Origin of the sequence: Micromonospora sp. NPDC050695, from assembly GCF_040654415.1 — a bacterium.
GTDB lineage: Bacteria > Actinomycetota > Actinomycetes > Mycobacteriales > Micromonosporaceae > Micromonospora.
Window position 1 is genome coordinate 1 of the sequence record NZ_JBFAHZ010000164.1, and the last position, 1,006, is coordinate 1,006.

Below are 1,006 nucleotides of genomic sequence, written 5' to 3' on the forward strand. Positions count from 1 at the left end.
TCTACCGGCACCGCACACCACCGCTGGTCTCACGGCCGCGGGCGCCGCGCAAGCCACCGCCGTCGGCGCTGTCCGAGGCCGAACGTGAGCAGGTGCTGCAACTGCTGAACCGCCCCGAATACGCCGACCTGGCGCCGGCGCAGGTGTGGGCCCGCGAGCTCGACGAGGGCCGCTGGTGGTGCTCGGAGTCCACGATGTACCGGATTCTGCGGGCTGCTGGACAGAGCGGCGAACGCCGCAGCCAGGCCACACATCCGGCCCGCACCAAACCCGAACTCGTGGCCGACGCGGCGAACCAGGTCTGGTCCTGGGACATCACCAAGCTGCGCGGCCCGGACCGAGGCGTCTGGTTCCACCTCTACACCGTGATCGACATCTGGTCCCGTTACGTCGTCGGGCACCTGGTCGCCGCGCACGAGGACGGCCAACTCGCCGAGGCGCTGATCGCTGACGCCGCCGCCCGCGAACGCGTCGATGCCGATCAGTTGACCGTGCACGCCGACCGTGGCGCCGCGATGACCAGCAAGACCGTCACCCAACTGCTGACCGATCTGAAAATCGGCCGTAGTCACAGCCGCCCAAAGACATCCAACGACAATCCGTACATCGAGGCCAGCTTCAAGACATTGAAGTACGACCCGACGTTTCCCGAGCGGTTCGGGTCGATCCAGCACGCCCGGCAGCACTGCGAGGCGTTCTACACCTACTACAACCACGAACACCGGCACTCCGGGGTCGGCCTGCACACCCCGGCATCGGTGCATCACGGCACCGCCGGACAGATCCGTGAACAGCGACAACAGACCCTCGACACGGCCTGGGCCGCGTACCCGCAACGGTTCGGCCGCCGCCGTCCACGCCCGCCCCGCCTCCCGGACCGGGCATGGATCAACAAACCCGACAACAGCGACCCCGCACAGACCACCGCCTCGCCTGTGCTTAACCAACCAGCAGCACAAAGCTAAACAAAATCAAGAAAATGTCTCAGTTGACTTGACAGGCTCCG

Annotated in this window: 1 protein-coding gene; it reads left to right on the forward strand. The window is 66.4% G+C overall.

Features of this window, described 5'->3' with window-relative positions; genetic code table 11:
* On the forward strand, window positions 1–965 hold a 965-nt coding region (locus tag AB0H52_RS32075; RefSeq protein ID WP_357952059.1), incomplete at its 5' end, for an IS3 family transposase.
* Between the last annotated feature and the right edge of the window lie 41 nt (window positions 966–1,006).